The sequence below is a fragment of the Paenibacillus sp. FSL R7-0026 genome, from assembly GCF_038004485.1.
In the GTDB taxonomy this organism is placed as follows: domain Bacteria; phylum Bacillota; class Bacilli; order Paenibacillales; family Paenibacillaceae; genus Paenibacillus; species Paenibacillus xylanexedens_A.
The window spans coordinates 4,624,949-4,641,128 of record NZ_JBBORG010000001.1 but is presented as its reverse complement, the minus strand read 5'-3'; the positions used below and the strand labels follow the sequence as shown (position 1 = coordinate 4,641,128).

At 43.9% G+C, this 16,180-nt stretch carries 12 protein-coding genes; 6 read left to right on the top strand and 6 right to left on the bottom strand.

The features are described from left to right. Positions 1–8: 8 nt before the first annotated feature. On the bottom strand, positions 9–779 hold the full coding sequence (locus MKY44_RS20440) for a phosphotransferase (RefSeq protein WP_341008319.1): 771 nt from the start codon (positions 777–779) through the stop codon (positions 9–11). A gap of 527 nt (positions 780–1,306) precedes the next feature. Next, the gene (locus MKY44_RS20435; protein ID WP_341008317.1) at positions 1,307–2,080 is read right to left on the bottom strand and encodes an SDR family NAD(P)-dependent oxidoreductase; all 774 of its coding nucleotides are present in this window, start codon (positions 2,078–2,080) and stop codon (positions 1,307–1,309) included. Positions 2,081–2,206: 126 nt separating this feature from the next. On the opposite strand from MKY44_RS20435, the gene MKY44_RS20430 reads away from it, so the two are divergent. The 3 genes from MKY44_RS20430 (at position 2,207) to MKY44_RS20420 (ending at position 5,765) form a co-directional block, all read left to right on the top strand. Beyond that, positions 2,207–3,040, top strand: a complete 834-nt coding sequence (locus tag MKY44_RS20430) for a helix-turn-helix transcriptional regulator (protein ID WP_341008315.1) — start codon at positions 2,207–2,209, stop codon at positions 3,038–3,040. Between the two features lie 389 nt (positions 3,041–3,429). Beyond that, positions 3,430–5,109 (top strand): AraC family transcriptional regulator, encoded by a 1,680-nt coding sequence (locus tag MKY44_RS20425; RefSeq protein WP_341008314.1) that lies wholly within the window; start codon positions 3,430–3,432, stop codon positions 5,107–5,109. Between the two features lie 68 nt (positions 5,110–5,177). Beyond that, the gene (locus tag MKY44_RS20420) at positions 5,178–5,765 is read left to right on the top strand and encodes an imm11 family protein (RefSeq protein WP_341008312.1); all 588 of its coding nucleotides are present in this window, start codon (positions 5,178–5,180) and stop codon (positions 5,763–5,765) included. Positions 5,766–5,953: 188 nt separating this feature from the next. On the opposite strand, the gene MKY44_RS20415 is transcribed toward MKY44_RS20420, so the two are convergent. Beyond that, positions 5,954–6,532, bottom strand: coding sequence for a TetR/AcrR family transcriptional regulator (locus MKY44_RS20415; protein WP_341008311.1), 579 nt, complete (start codon positions 6,530–6,532; stop codon positions 5,954–5,956). A gap of 131 nt (positions 6,533–6,663) precedes the next feature. Between MKY44_RS20415 and MKY44_RS20410 the strand changes: the two genes are divergently transcribed. Continuing rightward, positions 6,664–6,915 (top strand): hypothetical protein, encoded by a 252-nt coding sequence (locus tag MKY44_RS20410; RefSeq protein WP_341008309.1) that lies wholly within the window; start codon positions 6,664–6,666, stop codon positions 6,913–6,915. Between the two features lie 3 nt (positions 6,916–6,918). Next, a complete protein-coding gene (locus MKY44_RS20405; RefSeq protein ID WP_341008307.1) occupies positions 6,919–7,566 on the top strand; it encodes a CPBP family intramembrane glutamic endopeptidase in 648 nt (215 codons plus the stop codon). A gap of 159 nt (positions 7,567–7,725) precedes the next feature. On the opposite strand, the gene MKY44_RS31545 is transcribed toward MKY44_RS20405, so the two are convergent. After that, positions 7,726–7,908, bottom strand: coding sequence for a hypothetical protein (locus MKY44_RS31545; protein ID WP_445670659.1), 183 nt, complete (start codon positions 7,906–7,908; stop codon positions 7,726–7,728). Between the two features lie 257 nt (positions 7,909–8,165). Here MKY44_RS31545 and MKY44_RS20395 point away from each other — a divergent pair, with 257 nt between their 5' ends. Then, entirely contained in the window at positions 8,166–9,725 is a 1,560-nt protein-coding gene (locus MKY44_RS20395) for an acetamidase/formamidase family protein (RefSeq protein WP_341008306.1), read from the top strand. Between the two features lie 344 nt (positions 9,726–10,069). Here MKY44_RS20395 and MKY44_RS20390 read toward each other — a convergent pair whose 3' ends face one another. After that, positions 10,070–10,516, bottom strand: a complete 447-nt coding sequence (locus tag MKY44_RS20390) for an OsmC family protein (protein ID WP_076332250.1) — start codon at positions 10,514–10,516, stop codon at positions 10,070–10,072. Positions 10,517–10,899: 383 nt separating this feature from the next. Further along, a complete protein-coding gene (locus MKY44_RS20385; protein WP_341008305.1) occupies positions 10,900–15,873 on the bottom strand; it encodes a discoidin domain-containing protein in 4,974 nt (1,657 codons plus the stop codon). Positions 15,874–16,180: the final 307 nt, after the last annotated feature.

Sequence of the window (16,180 nt, the reverse complement as noted above, 5' to 3'; positions counted from 1 at the left end):
ATCCATATTCAGGAAAGCATCTGAACTGCACATCTGGCATGATACTCTGCAAGACCCCTAGCGAATTGCTGATCGGGGAATTGTCTGTGAAGCAGTTTCAGTCCTCCGGATATCAAGGACAAATGATGGCAAAATCGATAAAATGTCATCCGCTCCGGGTCGAGATCGTTATTTTTTAAGTAGTGATAAAAGTCTCCAAATCGAAACTCCAGAAAGCTATGCTCATGTTCGAGATCGAAGAATCCTGCGCCCTCAATATCAATAAGGCATGGTTGCATAGCATGATCTATCCATATATGATCCGGACCTAACTCTCCATGAATGAAACTATAGAGATCTCTGGGTTGAATGGCTGCTTCCAATTCGTAAAGTTTCTCAAGCAACCTTTTGTCATTATTCCTTATATCTGTCATGTGTTTGGATGCATAGGATAAGGCTGTTTCGGCATCCAACCGCTGAACTTGGTAGCAAGGCCCAGCCTTTTTACTGTTATCGTTGGCGTTTCCATAAGTATTTCTTTGGATTCCATGCATATTAGACAACATATTCCTGATCCGTTGAAACATCTCATCCCGATCTTTGTGATTTTTATGCTTGAAATAGGTTTCGGCTTTCTGTCCATCCACATACTCAACAAGAGCAAAATCATAAGAGTGCTGGTCTCTATCGTTATTTAGATCATACAAGATTGGTGTTCGAATTCCATGTTGAGCGAGAAAGCGAGTATTCAAAGAGAAAAGTTCGCTGCCATAGGAACTGTGGAAAGTGGGTTCATTCAAGATCTCTTCCTGAAAATAGTTGCTGGAAATATCCCAAACGTACAGCATACAAGTGAAACCATTCGTGCAGTCAATTTTGTAAATGACTTTTTGTGCGCCTCCATGAGTTCTTGCGCTCTGCGTTATGTGGTAACCGGCACCAAATACATTGTACACATAATCCTGTAATTCTTCACGAGTAAGATGGTTGTTGGACATCATTGATGTATGCTCCGTTTCATCTGTATTTTGCCGGCCAGCTACCTGAATATATAGAATATTTTCCCAAAAATATAGACTGTTTCTTTTCGATCTGTTAAAGTGTTGATTAAGGTCTGTATATTCATATGTACATCAAAGCAAGGGGTCGGGTACTCACGTTAGTGGGTGATCCGGCCCCTATTTTGCATGCAAGTTGACTCTCTATTGACATCAATTAAGACACGGATATTATGTTGCAAGGTATCTTTTTTCGTTACACCTAGTCAGATCTGAGTTATGGGTTTATACCGAATAAGCCTTTTACACTTCGACCGTAGCCACGAATTCTATACACTAAGTCCACCGTCTACAGGCAAAACGACCCCGGTAACAAAAGAGGAATAATCACTAAGCAACCAAGCGGCTGCGTTAGCAATCTCTATAGGTTCAGCCGGACGTCGAAGAGGTGTCTTAGCACTAATTTGTTCAATAATGTCGGGGTTAATAGAAACCCATTGCTGAATCATATCCGTCATTGTGGTTCCCGGAGCAATGGCATTGACACGGATACCCGCTGGCCCATATTCGACCGCAGCCGTTTGAGTCAGACTGTTTACCGCTCGTTTAGATGCCCCGTAAGCACCCAATCCCGGATTCCCTTTCAGACTACCCACGCTGCTGGTATTAACAATAGAGCCTGACCCCGAAGTCTCCATCATAGCTTTAATCTGGGCTTTCATGCACAGCCAGACGCCTTTATAATTTACTGACTGAATCAGATCGAAGTCTTCTTCTCTTTCATCCACCAGCGATGATACAGTAACTCCGACGCCTGCGTTATTAAAAGCAGCATCAAGACGACCATATCGTTCCACTGTAGCCTTAACAGCTTCTTCAACATTGCTTACATCTGACAGATCGGCTGTAAAATATGCAGCATCTCCGCCCGACGTCACAATTTCATCCCTGACTTTACGCAACTCAGACTCTGTTCTTGCGACGAGCATTACAGAAGCTCCTTGTTGTACAAACAGCTTTGCTGCCTCAGCTCCAATGCCTCGCCCTGCACCTGTAATCATTACTACCTTGCTCGCCAACATTTGTCCTGCAATGGTTGTCATATTCATTCTCCTTGCCTGGAATTGTTGATCTCATCAACTGGCTTAAGTATACTTTGACTATTAAATGGTCACGAGAACCTGCTTGATGGTGGGTTTACGAGTGATAGGATAAGGGGGAGGTTTTACTTGAACGACAGTGAGCGCCGTTTAGCGCTAGGTAATTTCTTAAGAGATTTACGCTCCTCACTTTCTCCCCTTGATGTCGGCCTTTTGCCTGGCAATCGTCGTCGCACACGAGGTTTGCGGCGAGAAGAAGTCGCTGGGATCGCCAACATAGGGCTCTCATGGTATACACGCCTTGAACAAGGTCGTGATATCCGTCCATCGGTAGGTGTATTGGAAAGCTTGGCTTCGGCGCTCAAGCTGACACCCAATGAGCGAAGACATCTCTTTCTGCTTGCTGGAGAATCATTGCCTCCTCAATCGTCTATTGTTGAAGAGAAAATCAGCCCATCCATTCAGGACATGCTGAATGAATTGAATCCTAATCCGGCCTATGTAATCGGGAAAAAGTGGGATTTTCTCGCTTGGAATAAAGCGGCAGATGCTGTATTTACGATTAATAAGGTATCACCTCCGCATGATTATAATTTGATGTGGCGCCAATTTACCGATCCTGTGTGGAAAGAGGGATCGGAGGATTGGGAAAGTGTTTCACGGAGAATGATTGCCGAGTTTAGAACGTCAAGAGCACGCTATCTGAACGATGATTCATTCGACAAGTTAATCGAAGATTTGAAGAGGACAAGTGCTGATTTTACAAGGATGTGGCAGTATCATGAAGTGCCAAGCTCCCTTGACGGCTATAAGAGGCTGTTGCACCCCACTTTTGGAGTTATTGAATTTGAGCATGTCACCCTTCAATTTCCAAATGAACCAGATCAGCGAATCATGATTTATATGCCTCATCCAGCAACAAAATCCCGTTTAGAGCATTACTTCACGAGTAGTCAACCGTAAAAATTGAAAGCAAATACCGCCTGAAGTTATCTCAAGCGGTATTTCTGTCAATCGATTTTTTGTATGCCCTACGCATACTAATTTCACTAGATTATATATGACCAATGATTTTAAGGAGCTGGGAAGCCATCTTACATTTCAATGAACATCTTTTATTATGGAACAGGGCATCTATTAAAATAATGGATATTCGCCATATAACTATGCAAAGGAAGGAGGGACTTCACTCCTATCGATTCCCTGCGAGCTGTTTCTTATACACGGTGCGTGGCAATGCTGTTATCCAGTTGGATGGAAAAGATCATCAGGTCTCGCGATTCCATGTTTTACATGGTGGGAAGGGCTGTTGTCTGAACATTTTGCCTGTTGAAGAGGTCCTTGAATATTATATGATTTATTACAAAGCCATCATCCCGCTGCCTGAACGTCAGGATATTCTGGCCTTGATGGAGCACCGTAATCCCTTCAAGCTTCAATACGGCTTTGCACCTGATCAGCCTGTTTCCTTGTTAAGCAAAGTACAATATATGATGACAGCTTGGGAAGAGCAAGAGGCACTGGAACAGTTCCATGTTAAGTCATTATTTTATCAATTTGTATACGAGTTGTTATGGCAAATCCACAATGGGCGCGTGCCAACAATAAAGCCAGACCTGGTAGCACAAATGAAATATTATATGCAGGAACACTATGCTGAACCCATTACAATGGACTTGTTAGCAGAGCTAATGGACAGCAGTCCACGTCATTTATCAAGGTTATTCAAACGCCAGACTGGTTATAGTCCGATTGATTTTGTCATTCAAATCCGGATGAACAAAGCGAAGGAACTGCTGCTTGCTACAGATGCTACTTTACAGGAGATTGCCAAGGCTGTTGGTTATCCGGATGGTTATTATCTTGCTAAAATATTTAAAAAATATATGGGGATTGCACCTATTCGTTATCGAAAGCAGCATGAAAGTCCTAATGTACCATCGAATGTGGCACGATTAGGCATTGTACAGGATCTAACTTCCTTATATATTGATAATGATTATCATAATCAGCATATATTTGAGGAGGAATTATTGATGTACAGAAGTAGAAAGACACCCTTGGCTATCACATTATTACTTTGTTTAAGCCTATTGCTTAGTGCTTGTTCAACTGGTGGGGCAGGAAGTCCGGCAGCCAATGAAGGTTCTCAGAAGCCAACGAATCAGGTATCGGCCAACAACGCTAACAACACAGATACACAATCTCAAATGAAGACCGTAACCACCATAAAAGGTGATATTGAAGTACCGGTTAATCCACAACGAGTGGTTGTCCTGTATCTAATGGGTGATTTGCTTGCTTTAGGCGTAAATCCTGTGGGGATTTCTTCTATAGAAGAAGGAGCGGCTTTTGCGAGCGAACTGGAAGGTGCCACTTCATTAGGAGCATTTAAGCCGGACCCGGAAGCAGTAACTGCGCTTAATCCCGATCTCATTATTGTTACCAATGAAGAAATATATGAAGGACTTAAAATGATTGCCCCTACAGTATATATTCCTTATGACCTGCCAGTAGAAGAACGTATGAATTTGCTTGGAGAAATTCTGGGTAAAGAGGGACAAGCTCAGGAAATGTTAGATAACCTTCACAAAAAGGTTGAGCAAAGCAAGGAAAAACTTGAACAAGCAGGTATTTTGGATAAAACCGTCACAATTATGGAAAGCAACAAAGGTTCAATGGCTGTAATGACAGGCTTGGGTTATGGCCGGGGGTCGCAGATTATTTATCAGTATTTAGGGATGAAAGCACCTGAGGTCTTGCAACGTGAAATTGAAAATGCAAGAAACGATGCAACAAGCAAGGACGTTTCTTATGAAGTATTACCTGAATATGTGGGTGATTATATATTCCGTTCTTCCTTTGAAGGAATGGTTGATCTGTCAGACAATTCAATTTGGAATAACATCCCCGCAGTCAAAGAAGGACGTCTGATTGATATGAGCTTTGGTTTATTTTTCTACAATGATATTTATTCGTTAGACAAACAGCTTGATTTTATTGTGGATAACTTGCTTAAAACCGCGGAGTAATTGGAGGGGCCGCTTAACCTGTATAATTGATTGAAAGGCACTTTATTTGGAAAGGAGACATCATTCTTTTGAACTATTATTTTCTGGAATCTCAATATCCACGTAGAGGGTTTATTAGTGGCGGAACAACCTTCACTCCCCAATTGGATATGAATTATTTGGCGATAGAGAATCCGTTGCCCGAGGGGACAACAGCAGAGGTTGAGCTACTGTCTACGGTGCGCAACCTGAACGTAGATTATTTTGAGACGATCACAGGAACGAGACACGTATCAGATCGTTTTAAAAAACTGTTGGAGGAAACGAATACAAACACACAGTTTATTCCGACAACGGTGTATTACCACGATGGTCGTTCGGTTGAAAAAACCTATTGGACTGCACATCAGCTTGATCATTTGGATGTTTTCGATTATGAACGTTCGGAATATGGGCGCAAAGCGGTCATTGCTGCATCTGTACAACAGCCTCCACGTAAGATCGTCAAAGTTGTATCTCAAATCTGCCTTCATGAAGAGCGAATTGGCGAGCATGAATTTTTTATGCTGGATTATATAAATATCTTCAAACCCATTGTTTCAGAAGATTTTTACGAAGTATGCCGAAAACATAAGCTGAATCTAAACGTTACAGAAGTCGGAGAGGTAAGCTCCTAAAATGCATGGATATGGTTACAAAGAAAGCACAAAGAAGCCCGCGTCAGACGCGGGTTCTTAATCTTTATTTTTCCCCGGTAGCCACCGGATTCTCCTCATAACTTATTCAGTCGCTCCTGCTGCAGATTGGATTCTGCTACGCTTTGGCAAGCTAACTTAACTCCCCGATCTGTGTGTCATGCTTTCCTTCAACGTATAATCCAATTGATATAGTCTTGTATCATTTCTTTGCTTCGTGTTCGATTTATCTTATGCGGCTCGAGATACAAATTGAGAGCCATCCCATTCATAAAGGCATATAGTTTTTCTTGTTCCTTCTCTTCATCGGTTGTACGAAGAAGACCTTCATTTTTCAAGTACATGATGCAGTTCTTGATTGCGTTTTGCAGGTCCTCATAATTGGCATCCAACCCTTTTTGCGTTTTTCCATAGCTTACAAATGCAAACCAAACCTCCATTTCCAATAATGTTTGTTCATCAGTCGGCACTAGCTCGAGCAAGTATTCAACAATTCTTTCTTGAGGCGCCAGTTCTCTTGCATTCAGATTGCTCAGCCGAGTAAGTACCTTCTCTTTAACTAACTCCATTGCAAACGCCAGTAGGCTCTCTTGTTTTGAAAAGTAATGTCTTAAGGCTCCTTGTGAAAGTCCGGCTTCCTTCGCAATCGTTCTTGACGTTGCATGATGAATGCCTTGCTCACTAATGATTTTCCAAGTTGCTTCAGCAATAATATTCTTCATTTTCTCATGGTCCACGATTTTTGGCATACACACAGAATATCATATTATTTAACTCAACTGAAATAAATAGACGTTGAAGATGGGATGTGCTAGAGTTTATTTAACTCAACTGAATTAAAAAACTAAGGAAATATACCACTCAAAGGAGGGGAATTGGAATGAATCAGCAATTCAAAGTAATGCTTCCAGCATGGGGAAAGGCAACCGGCTTATTATGTATGATCATTATATTTGCTGCTGTATTGTGGTTAGTGTGGACCGGAAACTTGAATATAAGGTACACGGCTGATCATGAGGAAGTGATTCCAATATGGCATAGTATGTTACCGGCATTCCTTGGTATTTTTCTAATCCATATGATTCCTTATCAAAGTCATGATTCCTCGATTTTCCAACAAATGGAGAAATAGCACTTGGTCGTTCAATCGATTGTATTATTGCTGTCAGGCGTTTTATTTACGGTTTCTCTGATAACGATAGACCAGCAAGGATTACATTTCCAGCTATATTATTTGGCGTTCAAGTTAACGACATTATTGTTCACTCCGTTGATTTTATTTCTGATTTATCGCAAAATGGCTGGCGGGCATCAAGACATTATCTCGGTAAAACCTCGCACTCGCAGACACGTCATCGTACCACTAATCGTTATTGTGGTCTGGGATTATCTAAAGTTCTATTCTCCAATTGCACAACCAGAAGGAGAAATCGTAGCAACCGATATGAAAGAATTACTTCTCTTGGTGTTGATTGGTTTTATGATCAATAGCGTATTGGAGGAAGTTTTTTATCGGGTATGGCTGCAGACCCGATTGGAGACGTTGCTTGGAAGATGGCCCGCCATACTACTAGTTTCAATACTATGGTCCACTTGGCATGTCGCCATTCAAGGAAATGGTCAGTGGGATATTGATGTGGCAACAGTAATTGCAAATCATGGGGTTACAGGTCTGTTTCTTGGTTATTTATGGGCCCGCTATCGTAAAATATGGGTGATTATCTTGATTCATGGACTCATGAATGCTTCTCCTCATTTTCTTTTGCAGATCCTGTTTCATTGAGCGAGAAAGGATTGGGTTGGATCAGTCTTCCCGTGAAACATGCCTCTATCTCTCCCATATTCCCGGGTGACGCTCAGGCACTGAAAATACATCGCCCCAGGCATCAGCCTGTATGGCGGTGTATTTGTCTTTGAGATACTGTAAGACTTCTGCTCCGTACTACTTTTCCCCGGTAGCCACCGACTTCCCCTCATAGCTAATCCAGTCGCTCCAGTCTCCGGGATACAACTTCACATTCGAGAATCCGCCTTCTTCCAGTGCAATCACGTGCGGACAGGTGATCGAGCCTGAAACGGAGAGTGTAGTAGTATACCTGCGCGGGTTCAGAAACATGAAAGACATACATAATTTCCATGCAACTTAATTTCGTTTGTTCAAATCTCTGAAGGAGAATCCTCAAGTTACTAGAAGTATTTTAGTTTTACACGTCTTTCATATGATAAGTATATTGACACGTTTTTTTTCTGTTTATAAGTTTATTCTTGATATTTATCTCTATAATGTTATGTTTGTTAACAAAAAAATATTGTTGTAAATATATTTATATGTTAGTGTTTATTTGTGTTAGAAAATATTACATATCGTAGAGGGGGAGCGTAATGTTTATTAACCGAACGATTAGGAAATTTGGAGTTTCAGTAGGGATTATAAGTATGTTTACATTTGCTCTACCTTCAGTGGGCTTTAGTATGCCGCTGCAACCAACAACCATCGATAAGGTAGAAGGTGATTATTATGTAACGTCTGCGATTGAGAACATTCGCTGGGGATCACTGCCTAATCGAGACAGCTCTCCGATTCTTACTGTACCATCAGGAAGTGCTGTAACATTTGATACGGTATCGCATGAGGGACTGATCGAGGATCAAGGGAGAAATCCAGTGGAGTACTTCGGCAAATTCGGTATCTCACCCGATGGAGTGTTGGATGATGCGAAGGTAATTGCGGCTTCTGGCATTAAGCATGATTATGTAAAAGACGGACCTCATATTATCACTGGGCCAGTAGCGGTTGAGGGAGCGGAGCCAGGAGATGTTCTTAAAGTAGAAGTCCTTTCATTGCAGACTCGAGTTCCGTATGGTGTCATTTCTAACCGCCATGGTAAAGGTGCCCTTCCTAACGAATTTCCAGAAAATACAGGCCCACAAGAGGGAGCTAGCGCAACAAAACCGGAATTATATAATAATGTATCTATATTTACGCCTATTGAAGAGATCAACGGTAATTGGTATGGGGTATTACCAACAAAAACTGGAAAAAATGTACGTTTCCCAATTAACTCGTTTCTAGGTGTTATGGGGGTTGCACCTAACACCAGCGAGGTTGTGAGTTCGATCCCACCTATTGAAACAGGAGGGAATATGGATATTAATGAGTTGGGTGTTGGTGCAACTATCTATTATCCGATTCAAGTTAAAGGCGGGCTATTCTATACTGGAGATCCACACTTTGCTCAAGGAGATGGAGAAGTTGCATTAACTGCATTGGAAGCTTCCTTGAGGGGCACAGTTCGGTTAACGGTGTTGAAGAAAGGTGACCCATCACTACCGCATAGTGGAGAATTCACGCAACCTTTTGCTGAAACAGAGGATTATTGGATTCCAATTGGATTGGACACTGATTTGGATGAAGCAATGAAAGAATCCGTACGTGAATCGATTCAATTCTTATCCGATAAGCTTGATATGGATAGAAGTGTAGCTTATGCGTACCTATCGGCCGCAACGGATTACGAAGTATCTCAGGTCGTGGACCGAACGAAAGGCGTTCATGGACTCATTCGAAAGACCGATTTCCTTGAATATGTTGACGTTGCCATGAATGTAGGTGGTACGACAATCAAACCGGTTGTTCATAACGATGAGTTCTACGTACCGATTCGAAAAATGTCGGAGCTATTGGGCGGCACAGTAGAATGGGATAATAAGACGCGTACTACGCAAATCAAATTAGGCACGAAAAATATAAGTGCTCAAATTGGTTCAGATGTGTATTCAATTAACGATAAACTAGTGTTCAATAGTAACGTACCAAAGCTTTTAAATGGCGAAACTGTAGTTCCGGTTTCTGTTATTAATGAAATACTAGGCGCTTATGTCAACTGGACGACGATCGACAAGACGTTAACAGCTAATGTATCGTTAAGTAAAAAGCAATAATAGATTTCATTATTCAACCGTGGTGGACAGGTGTCCATCACGGTTTTTTATTATCATGAATCAAAAAAAGCTGCCACTTTATATCTACTTCGTACAGAAAGGCGCTTGCTGGAAACAAATAAGGAGAGTGTCGATCGCCAGTTCTATAGTATCTATGATTGCTTTCAATGGAGAGTGTCTTTAATTCGAACAGGATATTTTCTCAAAGGACCAAACGAAGTTTATAGCCGAGTTTATTAGGTTATGACCAGAAGCCCGCGAAAAACGCGGGCTTTTGTTATATCTAAATATGTTGTACGGTAGGAATTCAATATCAGTCCGGTCTCGCGGTATTTATAGGCTGCTTAGTTTTCGATGATAATTCTGTCCAACTTGAGATTAACCGGATGTGCCAACGTATCTCCAACCGGGCACTTGCTCTCCAGGAATTGTACAAATGCTTCAACCTGCTCTTGGGGAGAATCTGTTTTGATACGGAATGTATACCGAATATCGGAATAGCCCGGACGCACCTCTGATTTGTCGAAAAAGCCATCCAGGTCAATATCGCCTTCTACATCCACAAAGAAATCCTTGAGATTCACCCCAAATTTAGGTGCATATACCCTAGCTACGATCGACTGACATGCTCCCAGTGAGGCGAGTAAAGCTTCCACCGGATTCATGCCGGTATCGGTTCCACCCAAGTTTTTGGGCTCGTCGATAATAAACTCGAAGTTTCGAGATGTTACTTTCACTTGAACTCCGTTTTGCAGATGAGCAGATGCTTTAAACGTTTGGAGGGCAGCCATTTTCTAGTCTCCTTTAGTGGGTTTATTGATACTGAATTTATTCATAGTTTTCCGCTATGATTATATTAAATTGGATAACTTGCGCTGTCAATCCTCAATTTCCCAATATTTTGATTTCGGGAACAGCGCAAAGAAGCATATGCTGGTCTCTAAAGTTGTTTAGGCGGATATTCAGTGTGTTTTACCGCCGTTTGTATTCGTGATTGGAAATTAGTATTTAATTCGAGATAACTGCTTATTACATCTAGAAGCGGGTGATTACCAAAAAACCACCCCTGTCCCGCAAAATTGAGGGAGAGAGGTGGCTGGATGAACGATATTTAATTCCTTAGATTAATGATTTTTTAATGTTGCGTAAAATTGATGGTTTTTTAATTTTCGTATCAATGGTACAGCTTCAATTCAGCAATAGACCACCACCACTCAGCATTGTCCGTAGTCAAAGCAATTTTGACATATCGTGCCTTCTGGTTGGTGAATGTCGCTGAGATTAAAGAATCTGTTCCCACAGCTTCTGAAACCGAATTCCAATGCTCGCCATCCGTTGAAGTGACGATTGTAAAACTGCGGGCATAGTCATTGGTACTGCTGCCTGAGTCCATAGTTAACCGGCTGAAATTCTGAATGCTTCCCAGATCGATCTGAATCCACTGGTCTGCTTGTTGTCCGGATGCAGAGGTCCAGCGTGAGTTCAGATCATCATCCAGCAGTGCACCAACGTCTTCAGACGTGGAAGCTGTAGCTGTCCAAGATGTCCGATCCAGTTCGGTAGGCAGCAGATCATCCTGTTCCCCGGGTGTCCATGGTGTCTGATCGGCAGTATAAACTGCGATTTCAGCTACAGACCACCAGTGAGAATCCGTTCCGGTCTGAACTATTTTGATATAGCGGGCCTCATGAGCAGGGAATGAAATGAAGAGCAAGGCATTTTTCCCTTCACCCGTAGCCACAGCTTTACCCCAATCCATGCCATCCAGAGAGGTGTATACTTCATAACCGCGAGCATAATCCTCACTGTTGTGTGCACTATCCAATACAATCCGGTTCACTGTCTCTGAATTGCCCAGATCCAGTTGAAGCCACTCACCGCCTGTTTGTGCCTGACCGGAAGTCCAGCGTGTTTGGTTCGAGCCATCCAGTATCACCGTTGCAGCTTCCTCATCGGAAGACGCTGTGACGGACCATGCATCTGAAAGCAGACGTTTTTGTTTTCCTGTTCCATAGTGATTAACAAATAGCTCGGAGACCGACCACCATTGATCGGATTCACCCATCTGCATGATCTTCACATAACGAGCCTGCTGCTCAGGGAAGGTGATGGAGAGACGTCCTGACACGCCTTCGCCTCCAGCAATAGAGGTTCCCCAGTTTTGCCCGTCATCGGAAACGAAAATGCGATATTGCCGCGGATAGTCATCCTTCGCGTTCCCCGGGTCCAGCTCTACTGCGTCAAAAGCACTCGTTTCCCCAAGATCAATCGTAATCCACTGTCCGCTCGTTTGCTTTCGCCCGTTCGTCCATATTGTGTCTTTATTTCCATCAAGCATGTGAGCCGTGACATCCGTTCCTTGCGTGGAGGAAGCGGTCACGATCCAGTTTGAGCGATCGGACGACGGAGCTGGATTTGGATACTCAGGGGTCTGAGGCAATTTTCCAAATCGGGCGAGCTTGAGTTCCGAGATGGACCACCAACTGTCTGCGGGAGCAGTCAATACAATTTTGATATAACGCGCCGTCTGCATACCCAAATCGACGGACAGGCTTGGAGATGAGCCTGTTCCCTGTGCAATTGGCTTACTCCAGTTTTCATCGTCCTTCGAAACGTAAACTTCATACCCGTGGGCATAATCACCTCCGCTGTTGCCGGAGTTCATGAAAAGTGTGTCCATCATCTGCTCGTTGCCCAGATCAATATGGAGCCAGTCTCCAGGCTGTTGCGTTTGTCCAGATGACCAGCGGGTAGTCAAATCTCCGTCAATCATGCGTTCGACTGCTTCCGAACTGGAAGAGGCGGTAATCGTCCATTCGCTGCGATCCAGATAGGTGACGCCTTGTGAGGCATCTGGCTGCTTGACTACTGTATGCTCCAATGGATTGACTTTCACTTGAGCTTTCGCATAGACGGTAGTTGAACCCAAAGCTCCGCTTGCATTATAAAAACGAACCGTTTTGGCGGTGTCTGACGGATTCCAGATTTGCGCCGTGTAGACACCGTCCTTTTCGTATACGGTTGCTGCGGGAGAATCTGCCCAAATATCCATGGTACGTGTTCCTGTGGATGCCATGCTATGCATGAACCAGTAGGCGTTAAAGACTTCGTTTTGCTGCATCTCTTTTGTATCCCACTTTGCAAGAGCAGTCTCCGGGTCCCCGATGGATTGGAATGGCCAGATGATGTGCTGCCATGTGTGCTCCTGCTGACCACCAAGATCCTTGATCAGACCTTTGTATAGTGCCGCGGTATTCTTCGGATCACGACCATAATAGGTCATCCACTCTGCGGGCGGCAGCCAGTGAATGCCATAAATATGCTCGGCCTCGTTGGAGAAGTACGTGCCATACAGGTAAGCACTGCCGTATACATGCCCTACGGTAGCGTGTTTGTATCCTTCCAGCCAGTTGTCCCCATCGTAGTTGAACCAATATTGCTCGGCCGCTTTTTCCTCGGTGACGAAGCCCCAGATGCCTGCATCGCGATAGGCTTTCTTCCCCGTTACTTCGCCCCACATATATTGTCCGACCCAACTGAACAGAGCTTCGCCTGCAGCTTCCTGATTGTTTCCGCTGCGATTGTCGGCATAACCGCCCGCCCAGGAATGACCAGAATAAGGATCAAAATTACGCATCCATGGGAATTGATCGTCTGTGTGTGAAGGATTGGCATAATCCCGGATCAGCAGTTCAACCATATCGCCATAATCCTGTACAAAAGTTGGATCATACATAGCCAGCACCGCAGATGCAAAGACGTAATAGCCATACGTAAAATGATGATCCGTCAGTCCGGTATTGACCCCGAACCCGCTTCCATAAGGGAAGATTGTTCCCCATTGCTCCGAGTAATAGAAATAATAGGAGTGCAGACGTTCATCAGGTGAATAGGTGTACCAGTCGGTCAAAATGCTTCTTAACAGGGACAGGTAGTGGTCCCGGCGTTCCTGATCTCCAAGCTGATCGCTAATGAGCACACCTAGTGCAAGCGGATGAAGCTTTTTCCCCTGCCAGTAGGGATCTTCGCTCATTAAATTGCCTGACGTATCTGCATCAAGCTGATCCAGATAACTGATTAATTGCGCGCGTGAGTATGTCGGATCATCCGGCTCCACAAATTGCGGAATAATGCCGTAGAAACGATCCTGTGTCGTAAAGCTGTTGCCTTCGCTCACTTTCATCATTCCACGAATAGAAGGATAAGCGAGCTCCGTGAGTGGAGTTGTTGCAAGTTTCCACTGGTGCGGGAACAAAGCCATTAATGTGTCGGCGGAAAAGTTGGCACGCTTCGTTTGTGTAACGGAGTTAAAGGTCGTTGTAACTTGTGAAGTGCTCTCGTTATAGTCGTAATCGACCTTCGTATCCGTTACAAAAGCATAGGCGTGTTGGTAATAGTATGCTAATTCTGATGCAGATGGCAGGGTAGCGAGCGACAAATAATTTTCGCTTGATCCCAGCTTAATCTTAAGTGTATTGCCCAGCTTTATAAATGTGGTTCCTTCAGGTGCATAAAGACCATAGTTTCTTGTAAAAGTTTGCGGCGAAGGCGCTCTGTCCTGATTGGTGACTTCTACACCGATATGATCTCCTGTCCATGATTCCCCATCCTGCAACACAATCTCACGGTTTTGATCATCAAAGAGACGTGTAATGTTCGGTGAACGAATCAGGATGGTGTCCGGGTTCTCAAACGTGTTGTACAGGAAAGGGGAGCCTTTTACAAAGGTTGTATTGACCTTTGCCGTGTCATCATCACTCATGATGATGTTAGCGGAGTAATCCCCGTATCCTGCGATCTTGGTATTGACCTTGGCTGGGTTCATATCGCTTGTTGTCAGGATGAGGTCTGCTTCACCGTCTGCATCCATCGAGTTGCCATCAGCAGAAACGTATCCAGCACCAGGATTCAAAATATGAAGCCCCTGTTTGGTGTATCGATTTTTGAATGGGAGCGTGACCAGACTGTTTCCATCTCCTAAATCCGAGACGAGAATCGATTGCCACCAGTCATTGGATGGAATCGGGGCGGTGATGTCAGCTGTGCGATTTTTAGGGTTTTTCGGCTGCAGCATCGTGATGTCATTAATGGCATAACTGCCAGCTCCGACTTGTGCCGAGCTCATCTCCGGGATAGACGGAATGGTGTAGACCGGTTTTTCATCTCCTTGAATATACTCATATACATCAAAGGCATAGAGTGAATAACCGTTGGTTGTACCTCGGCCATGACCTGCGAGCTTGACATATCTGGCTTCTGAATATACAGGAATTTCATCCCGTCCTCCATTGCTGTGTAACTCCCGATACAGCGTAGTCCATTGCTTTGCGTCGTCGGATACCTGAATGTCGTAAGCACGTCCAAACGCATTTTCCCATTGCAGAGAAATTTCTCCGATTTCCTGACGTTGACCAAGGTCCACAACAATCCATTCCTGATCCTTGTATATGGAAGACCAGCGTGTACCTGGATCGCCATCTGTCACATTGCGCGCTTCATAATCGCGCTTCTCCATCTTGGCCTTGTCTTCGGCGGAGCGGCTAGGTTCGTCAATCTCTTCCGACGACGCTATAACCGATTTACCAAGAGCAAGGTTGGCGGCAGTTGGTTTTGGAGGTGGGTTTGCTCCACCCGTTCCATACACATCGAACGCGTACAGAGAAATACCATAGGCTTGCTGCGCCCGTTCATGACTGAACAAACGCACATATCGTGCATTGACGGAAACCTCCACTTCTGTCAGACCGCCTAGACCCTTCGTTGTGGAGTACACTTGCTTCCAGTTGACTTCGTCATCCGACACTTCAAGGTCGAAGGCGGAAGCATAGGCATTTTCCCACTCAATCGAGATGTTGGAGATGGAAGCAACTGCACCCAGATCAACATAGATCCACTGAGGGTCCTGTTGCCACACACTTTCCCATCGGGTATTTTTGTTGCCATCCACGGCATGATCGGCTGTATTCCCACCAAGGGATGAGGAGCTATACACCGGTCTGTTCAGGGATAAGAGATATGACTCTTCTGCAGCAGCGTTTGCTGCCTTGCTAGGCCATAGCTGCAAGCTGCTGACCAACAATAGCATGGATAACAGCAAGTGCACGCAGATGCTGCGTGTGTTTCGTTTGTGACTCGTTCGTCCCTTCATATCTTCTCTCCTTTGTTAGTTCCTGCCTTTCAACCAGACAGAACTTTCTCTGTTTCCTAACCACCTGTTATATGTATTGTTCTGTTCTCCCGTGCCACATTTCTGAGGTAGATTTCAGGATGCATACATGGGATATGCGGATGTTCATTTGTTGTATATCGAACATTTTGTGTGGATTATAAAGATTTTTTAATCGTTTTCGTAGAAAAGGAGACATATGTCCTACATGAGGTAAGTGTGGTGTGCAACTATGAAATGCTGAATTGGGATTACGGTCCGATAGCAATAAAATGTTTTCTTTTCGTGC

Bases quoted from the DNA above. Each gene is read 5' to 3' on its own strand.
- MKY44_RS20435 (WP_341008317.1), bottom strand. From the start codon at position 2,080: ATGACAACCATTGCAGGACAAATGTTGGCGAGCAAGGTAGTAATGATT.
- MKY44_RS20425 (WP_341008314.1), top strand. From the start codon at position 3,430: ATGATTTATTACAAAGCCATCATCCCGCTGCCTGAACGTCAGGATATT.
- MKY44_RS20415 (WP_341008311.1), bottom strand. From the start codon at position 6,532: ATGCCAAAAATCGTGGACCATGAGAAAATGAAGAATATTATTGCTGAA.
- MKY44_RS20410 (WP_341008309.1), top strand. From the start codon at position 6,664: ATGAATCAGCAATTCAAAGTAATGCTTCCAGCATGGGGAAAGGCAACC.
- MKY44_RS31545 (WP_445670659.1), bottom strand. From the start codon at position 7,908: ATGTCTTTCATGTTTCTGAACCCGCGCAGGTATACTACTACACTCTCC.
- MKY44_RS20395 (WP_341008306.1), top strand. From the start codon at position 8,166: ATGTTTATTAACCGAACGATTAGGAAATTTGGAGTTTCAGTAGGGATT.
- MKY44_RS20390 (WP_076332250.1), bottom strand. From the start codon at position 10,516: ATGGCTGCCCTCCAAACGTTTAAAGCATCTGCTCATCTGCAAAACGGA.
- MKY44_RS20385 (WP_341008305.1), bottom strand. From the start codon at position 15,873: ATGAAGGGACGAACGAGTCACAAACGAAACACACGCAGCATCTGCGTG.